Below are 7,915 nucleotides of genomic sequence, written 5' to 3' on the forward strand. Positions count from 1 at the left end.
CTACCAATTTGGTAGCTTTTTTAATATTTCAGAACCAATTACGCTTTTAATGCACCAATGGCTTCTTTACATAAAGCGGTGATCCGCTCCCAGTCGCCTTGCTCCATCGCATCCGTTGGCGCAATCCAGCTGCCACCGATACAATCGACATTTTTAAGTGCTAAATAGTCTTTATAACTACTTGGCGTAATGCCACCCGTTGGGCAGAAACGAATGTCGGCTAATGGGCCTGAAAAGGCTTTAAGTGCATTCACACCGCCAGAAGCTTCAGCTGGGAAAAACTTAAAGTTTGTATAACCCAGTGCCATGCCTTTCATCACTTCAGAGATACTAGCAACCCCAGGGATCAATGGTGTTGTCCCTTCCATTGCAGCTTCTAACAGTTCAGTTGTCGCACCTGGTGTAATCACAAACTGTGCGCCTGCATTAACCGCTTGCTCAAGCTGCGCCTTATTTAGAATAGTACCAGCACCCACTAATGCTTCTGGAACTTCTTGTGCAATTTTAGTGATCGCTTCTAACGCACAGTCAGTGCGTAGAGTGACTTCAAGCACAGAAATACCACCGGCAACAAGCGCCTTCGCTAACGGTACGGCATGTTCAATCTTATTGATCACCATGACAGGAACAATAGGGCTGCGTTTAAAAATATCTTGTGGCTGTATTGACCAGTTATTCTCAAGCATTGCGTTACTCTTCCTTAAACATTAATAGTTTTCATCAATTGCACTCGTGCAACGAGCACCAGTTTCGGGGCTACTTAAATTTGAACGAAGGGCACCGAATAACTCTCGTCCCATACCGTAGCTGCTCTTATGAAGGTCAACTTTTTCAGCCGTTCTGACGTTAAGTTCAGCCTCATCAACGAGTAGGGTTAGCTCTCCCGTTGTGGCGTTTACTCGAACTAAATCACCGTTATGGATCTTAGCAATTAGACCACCGTCTAACGCTTCTGGCGTTAAGTGGATAGCTGCAGGTACTTTACCTGATGCGCCTGACATACGACCGTCAGTTAACAACGCAACTTTAAACCCTCGATCTTGAAGCGTTCCTAAGATTGGCGTGAGCTTATGCAGTTCAGGCATACCAATCGCTTTAGGACCCTGGCCTTTAACGACAACTACGCAATCTTTATCTAAGTTGCCGGCTTTAAAGATGGCTTCAAGTTTGTTTTGATCGTCAATAACGACAGCTGGCGCTTCAACAATTCGGTGTTGTTCTTGTACTGCAGAGACTTTAATCACCGCGCGGCCAAGGTTACCTTTAAGCAGTTTAAGGCCACCATTATTTTGAAAAGGCTTATCTAGGCTCGTTAGCACTTCATCATCTAAGCTTGTTTGTTGGCCATCGACCCAAGTTAACTCGCCATCACGAACCTGCGGCTCTTGGGTGTAACGCTTAAGACCAAAGCCTGCCACAGTATCGACATCTTCATGTAGCAAACCGCCCTCTAACAGTTCTTTAATCAAGAACGCCATACCACCCGCTGCGTGGAAATGGTTGATGTCAGCGTGACCATTGGGGTAAACACGTGCAAGAAGTGGAACGGCATCTGAAAGCTCTGAGAAATCATCCCAGTTTACGATGATGCCAGCTGCGCGCGCTGCAGCAACGATATGCATGGTAAGGTTAGTTGAGCCACCCGTAGCTAATAACGCCACAATACCGTTAACGACTGATTTCTCAGAAACCACTTTACCGATAGGCGTGTACTGGGTCCCCATTTCGGTTAAACGACATACCTGCTTAGCAGCCGTTTTGCTTAAGACTTCGCGTAGTGGATCATCTGGATTAACGAAAGATGAACCTGGTAGCTGCAGCCCCATAACCTCAAGCATTAATTGGTTACTATTAGCAGTACCATAGAAAGTACAGGTACCTGCGCTATGGTATGACTTAGATTCTGCATCTAAAAGTGCAGCTCTGTCGACTTCACCTTGGGCGTATTGCTGACGAATACGCGCTTTTTCTTTGTTTGGGATCCCTGACTTCATTGGGCCTGCTGGCACAAATAGCATTGGCAAATGACCAAAGCTCAGTGCGCCAATTAATAGACCTGGCACAATCTTGTCACAAATACCCAGCAACAATGCTCCATCGAACATATTGTGAGATAAGCCCACAGCGGTGCCCATGGCAATCACTTCACGGCTTAGCAAACTCAGTTCCATACCCGGTTGGCCCTGTGTAACGCCGTCACACATAGCAGGCACGCCGCCAGCGACTTGAGCAACACTGCCCACTTCATTACATGCTTGTTTCAACAAGTCAGGATACGCAGCATAAGGTTGGTGCGCTGACAACATGTCGTTGTAAGAAGTGATGATACCGATATTAGCCTTGTTCAATTGCTTGATAGCTGACTTATCGGCAGGGTTACATGCAGCAAAACCGTGCGCCAAGTTACCACAACTTAACGCACTGCGGTGGACACCTTTATTTTTAGCATCATCGAGCGCCGCTAGGTATTTAGCGCGAGAATCTTTGCTTCGTTCAATAATTCTGTCTGTAACAGATTGTACAACGCTGTGCATAATTACTCCTTTAAGCGCTCCAGTAAACATCAACAGGCGTTTTATGCTGATCGAGTACGGCTCTAATCGGCATTTCACGACTGTCATCGCTTGCTAGTGCTTGTCGGTAAACATCTAATTTTTGCTCACCAACGATATGTAAATAAATTTGACGACTCGCTAAAATGGCAGACTTCGACAACGAGATCCTTGAATGAGGTGCATTGCCCGGCTTAACGGCAACACATAAGTCAGTTGTCGTTAATGCGTTGTCAAGTTCTGCTTTTGCGGCACAAGGAAACCAAGAGCAGGTATGGCCGTCATTACCCATGCCTAATACAACAACATCGAATGGCTTAGGGAAACTACCAAGCTGCTCAATCGCCATGGCGCAGCCTTCTTCTGGCGAAGAATACATATTTTTCAAGCCACGAAATTTCGCATTCGCGGCTCTATTTTTTAGTAAATTATTGCGAACAAGGCGTTCGTTTGAATCACCATGATCGGCACTCACCCAGCGCTCATCAGCTAGAGTGATGTAAACATCACTCCAATCAATACCTTTCTTGCTGAGCAATTCAAATAACTTAAGCGGAGTTGAACCACCAGAGACAATAAGACTCGCTTTGCCTCGAGCATCAACAGCTTCTTGCAATTGATTAGCAATGCGTTCAGCCAGCTGCGCTTCGAGTGCTTCTTTATTGTCAAATGATTTGAAAACAGTTTCTTGAATCATTGGTTCTCCCTTACTCGTCCCAAGAACGGCCATCTTTAGTGATAAGCGCGACCGATGCCACCGGTCCCCATGTTCCAGCAGGATAAGGCTTTGGTTTTTCGTCAGTCTCTTCCCATGCTTGAATGATGCCGTCGACCCAGCTCCAGGCCTGCTCAACTTCATCACGGCGCACAAATAATGCCTGATTACCTAACATCGCTTCGAGTAATAAACGTTCATATGCATCAGCAATGCGTTCATTTTTAAAGGTTTCAGAGAAACTTAAATCTAACTTGGTGGTTTGCAAACGTTGCTTTTCACCTAGGCCAGGCACCTTATTCAACATCTGAATTTCAACCCCTTCATGAGGCTGCAACCGAATAGTAAGCTTGTTGGGTGGTAGGTTACGGTAATTAGAGCTGTAAAGGTTGTGGGGTGGATTTTTAAAGTACACCACAATTTCAGAGCTCTTAAATGGCATGCGCTTGCCACTACGCAAGTAAAATGGCACGCCTGCCCAACGCCAGTTATCAATATCCACGCGAAGTGCAACAAAGGTTTCAGCATTAGACTGAACATTTGCGCCCTCTTCTTCTAAGTAACCAGGTACTGGCGCACCTTTTAGGAAGCCTGAGCTATATTGGCCCCGAACCGTGTTCTCATAAATGTTGTCAGCGTTAATTGGACGCAATGACTTAAGTACTTTTACTTTTTCATCACGGATGTTATCAGCATCTAAGTTAACTGGCGGGTCCATTGCAACAAGCGTCAACACCTGTAATAAATGGTTTTGGATCATGTCGCGCATCTGACCGGCTTTGTCGAAATACCCCCAACGACCTTCGATACCCACTTCTTCAGCAACAGTGAGTTGCACATGGTCGATAGTACGGTTATCCCACTTAGAGGCAAACAAAGAGTTAGCAAAGCGAAGTGCAAGTAAATTCTGTACCGTTTCTTTACCTAGGTAATGGTCGATACGATAAACTTGGTTTTCTTCGAAGTAAGCAGAGACTTGATCGTTAATGATGCGAGAACTTGCTAGATCGGAGCCGATTGGCTTTTCTAAAACAACACGAGAGTCTGGGAAGATAAGATTTTGTTCATGGAGGCAACGACAAATATCGCCGAAGATGGCTGGCGGTGTCGCGAAGTAACTCACCATGACGCGCTTCTCAGGCTCTAAAATATCATGGAATGCTTGGTAACCATCAGCAACCGTGAAGTTAGTGCCGATATAGTGACAACGGTTCAAGAAACGATTCACTGTTTCTTCACAGAGTTCGTCTTTAACAAATGTCTTTAATGCGGTGATGACTAACTCGCGATACTCTTCCTGACTGAAGTCATCTTTTGCAACGCCGAGGATCTTCGTATCGACATTCAGTAAGTTTGCTTTATCAAGCTGGTATAAAGAAGGAAGTAACTTACGCTTAGCAAGATCCCCCTTGGTACCAAATAGAACAAAATCACAAGCTTTGGCTTTTGGTGTCGTTATGCCCATAGCTTCAAAATCTCCTTTTGACACTGTGCCCCACCATTTTTGATGAGAATTCACACGTTTGTTGTAATATAACAACACAAATAAGTAATTGCATCTAAATTCTATAATAAACTTCAAGTTAGCATATTAGGTATGTTAGCCCATAATCTGATATGCTTTTGTGATAAAATTACTAAAATTTATCGTGTTTGTACCTGTTGTCATTATAAATTAATGTCGGCGTAAACGCTCCGGAAATCACGGTTTAAAAACGACAACTTAAAAGCTTTAACAAAATATAATAAAACTACATTACTATTGAGTGGACGTACGCATATGAATACCCTCGAAAAGGTGCAAAAAAGCCTTACCCATTTTAGTAAATCTGAACGTAAAGTTGCAGAAGTTATTTTGTCTTCGCCACAAACGGCTATTCACTCAAGTATCGCCACTTTGGCTAAAATGGCTGATGTGAGTGAACCTACGGTTAACCGCTTCTGCCGTCGCCTTGATACTAAAGGTTTTCCAGACTTTAAACTCCACCTAGCGCAAAGCCTTGCTAATGGTACTCCTTATGTCAGCCGCCACGTAGAAGAGGACGACAGTCCCGATTCTTATACGACCAAGATATTTGAATCTTCTATGGCCTCTTTAGATACCGCCAGGCAAAGTATCGACACCGCTGCGATTAATAAGGCTGTAGATATTCTAACGCAAGCAAAAACCATTTCGTTTTTTGGTCTTGGGGCATCGGCATCCGTTGCTCATGATGCACAAAATAAATTCTTCCGCTTTAATGTTCCTGTCATCAGTTTCGACGATGTTCTAATGCAGCGCATGAGCTGTATAAACAGTAATGAAGGCGATGTAGTGGTGCTTATCTCGCACACAGGCCGTACAAAGTCGCTTATCGACATCGCTAAACTAGCTCGCGAAAACGGTGCTGCAGTTATCGGTATTACTGCCCGTAACTCACCGTTATCAACGGTTTGTACACTTCCAGTAACAATGGAAGTGCCTGAAGATACAGATATGTACTTACCTATGGCTTCACGTTTGGCACAATTAGTTATAATAGATGTGCTAGCAACAGGATTTACCCTCAGAAGAGGCCCTCGTTTCCGTGAAAACTTGAAGCGAGTAAAGGAAGTGTTAAAAGAATCAAGAATAGACAAAGATCCAGTTCTGTAACTGACTTTCTACATAATTTGCGGCAATTTAACCTAAGTTAAATTGCCGATTTCTAAATTATTGTTGCAACAGGTCACAAAATTAAAAACTTGAGTTAGATCATTTTGTTCGTAATTTTACTACATTAACGGGTATTGTCTGGTAATATAGAATCAGAATTTTTTAAAACTTAACGGAGTATGTCATGTTCCGCAGAACCAAAATTGTAACAACTTTGGGTCCAGCCACCGACCGTGATGACAACTTACGCCGCATTATTGCTGCTGGCGCTAACGTTGTTCGCTTAAACTTCTCTCACGGTGCACCAGAAGATCATAAAAAACGCGCAAACGATACACGAGCTATTGCAAAAGAGCTCGGCGTTCATGTTGCGGTTTTAGGCGATCTTCAAGGTCCAAAAATTCGTATTTCAACTTTCAAAGACAACCAAAAGGTTATGTTAGAGCTTGGTCAAGCTTATACTCTTGATGGCGATCTTGGTAAAGGCGAAGGTGACGAGACACAAGTCGGTATCGATTATAAAGAGTTACCGCAAGACGTGAGTCTTGGTGACATCTTAATGCTTGATGACGGCCGAGTTCAGTTGCGCGTTGAAAAAGTTGAAGGTAACAAGGTTCATACTATCGTTACCGTCGCAGGTCCTTTATCTAATAATAAAGGTATCAACAAGCAAGGCGGTGGCTTGTCGGCCGCAGCCCTTACTGAAAAAGATAAGCTAGACATCGTTACTGCCGCAGAGATTGGTGTTGATTACCTTGCGGTATCGTTCCCAAGAAGTGGAGCAGACCTAAACTACGCACGTGATCTAGCACGTAAAGCTGGTAGCAACGCGCTTATCGTTTCTAAAGTAGAACGTGCTGAAGCCGTAGCCACTGATGAAGCTATGGATGATGTAATTATTGCATCTGATGCAGTGATGGTCGCACGTGGTGACTTAGGTGTTGAAATTGGCGACCCTGCTCTTGTAGCAGTTCAAAAGCGTCTAATCAGCCGCTCACGTCAACTGAACAAGCCTGTCATCACCGCAACTCAGATGATGGAGTCAATGATCTCTAGCCCAATGCCAACTCGCGCTGAGGTTATGGACGTTGCGAACGCAGTACTTGATGGTACAGATGCTGTTATGCTCAGTGCTGAAACCGCTGCTGGTGACTTCCCAGAAGAAACCGTAAAAGCAATGGCAGAGGTATGTTTAGGTGCTGAATCACATCCTAGTGTGCAGGTTTCTAAGCACAGACTTGATCAGCAGTTTACTACCATCGAAGAAACTGTCGCGCTATCAACTATGTATGCTGCTAACCACCTTGAAGGTATTAAAGCGATTATCGCTTTAACTGAATCTGGTGCGACGCCGCAAATGATGTCTCGCATCAGCTCTGCGCTACCTATCTTTGCATTATCACGTCACGAATCAACACTCGCTAAAATGGCACTTTTCCGTGGTGTTCAACCTGTGTACTTTGATTCAACTGCACACGCGCCAGAAACTGTTGCACAAAAAGCACTAGAGACACTTTCTCAAGCGGGTTACCTAGTAAAAGGTGACATGGCGATGATGACGAAGGGTGACGCAATGGAAACTGTGGGTGGCACTAACACTAGCAAAGTTGTTGTTGTAGGCTAAAGCCCTCTTCTATTCTGACATGCCGCTCTAAGGTATGGACGCAATAAATAAAAAGCTACTATTTGTTAATAGTAGCTTTTTTTATTCCTCTCAAAGTAAAACCATTGAATAATCAATCTTTAGCTGTAGGATAGCGTATAAATCTCAGCTGATTATTTATACTGGTGAAATAAGCTCTAGAAAGTTATCGGTCAAGACAAGGCGATGAATGCTAATGCCTAGCTGTTTTTTCAAGTTAAACCTCAGCTTCAGCCGCTTTATCGATATTAGCTATCGGCTATCGATAGCAAATCACAGGTAGCAAATCACAGATAGCAAATCACAGATAGCAAATCACAGATAGCAAATCACAGATAGCAAATCACAGATAGCAAATCACAGATAGCAAA

At 43.9% G+C, this 7,915-nt stretch carries 6 protein-coding genes; 2 read left to right on the plus strand and 4 right to left on the minus strand.

Features of this window, described 5'->3' with window-relative positions; all coding sequences use genetic code 11:
* Positions 1 to 38 precede the first annotated feature (38 nt).
* Genes ACVBIU_RS17610 through zwf form a run of 4 tightly spaced genes read right to left on the minus strand, consistent with a single transcriptional unit; the run spans position 39 to position 4,732 of the window.
* Positions 39 to 686 (minus strand): bifunctional 4-hydroxy-2-oxoglutarate aldolase/2-dehydro-3-deoxy-phosphogluconate aldolase, encoded by a 648-nt coding sequence (locus ACVBIU_RS17610; protein ID WP_447161941.1) that lies wholly within the window; start codon positions 684 to 686, stop codon positions 39 to 41.
* Between the two features lie 21 nt (positions 687 to 707).
* Positions 708 to 2,534: a phosphogluconate dehydratase gene (edd, locus tag ACVBIU_RS17615; RefSeq protein ID WP_447164432.1), complete on the minus strand. Its 1,827-nt coding sequence runs from the start codon at positions 2,532 to 2,534 to the stop codon at positions 708 to 710.
* A 10-nt stretch (positions 2,535 to 2,544) separates the two neighbouring features.
* Entirely contained in the window at positions 2,545 to 3,249 is a 705-nt protein-coding gene (gene pgl / locus ACVBIU_RS17620) for a 6-phosphogluconolactonase (RefSeq protein WP_447164433.1), read from the minus strand.
* A gap of 10 nt (positions 3,250 to 3,259) precedes the next feature.
* Positions 3,260 to 4,732, minus strand: coding sequence for a glucose-6-phosphate dehydrogenase (zwf, locus tag ACVBIU_RS17625; protein WP_447161955.1), 1,473 nt, complete (start codon positions 4,730 to 4,732; stop codon positions 3,260 to 3,262).
* 315 nt (positions 4,733 to 5,047) lie between these two features.
* Between zwf and ACVBIU_RS17630 the strand changes: the two genes are divergently transcribed.
* Positions 5,048 to 5,902 (plus strand): MurR/RpiR family transcriptional regulator, encoded by an 855-nt coding sequence (locus tag ACVBIU_RS17630; protein ID WP_447164434.1) that lies wholly within the window; start codon positions 5,048 to 5,050, stop codon positions 5,900 to 5,902.
* Positions 5,903 to 6,086: 184 nt separating this feature from the next.
* The gene (gene pyk / locus ACVBIU_RS17635) at positions 6,087 to 7,526 is read left to right on the plus strand and encodes a pyruvate kinase (protein WP_447161945.1); all 1,440 of its coding nucleotides are present in this window, start codon (positions 6,087 to 6,089) and stop codon (positions 7,524 to 7,526) included.
* The last annotated feature ends 389 nt before the right edge of the window (positions 7,527 to 7,915 follow it).

This window comes from Shewanella sp. 30m-14 (assembly GCF_052977125.1).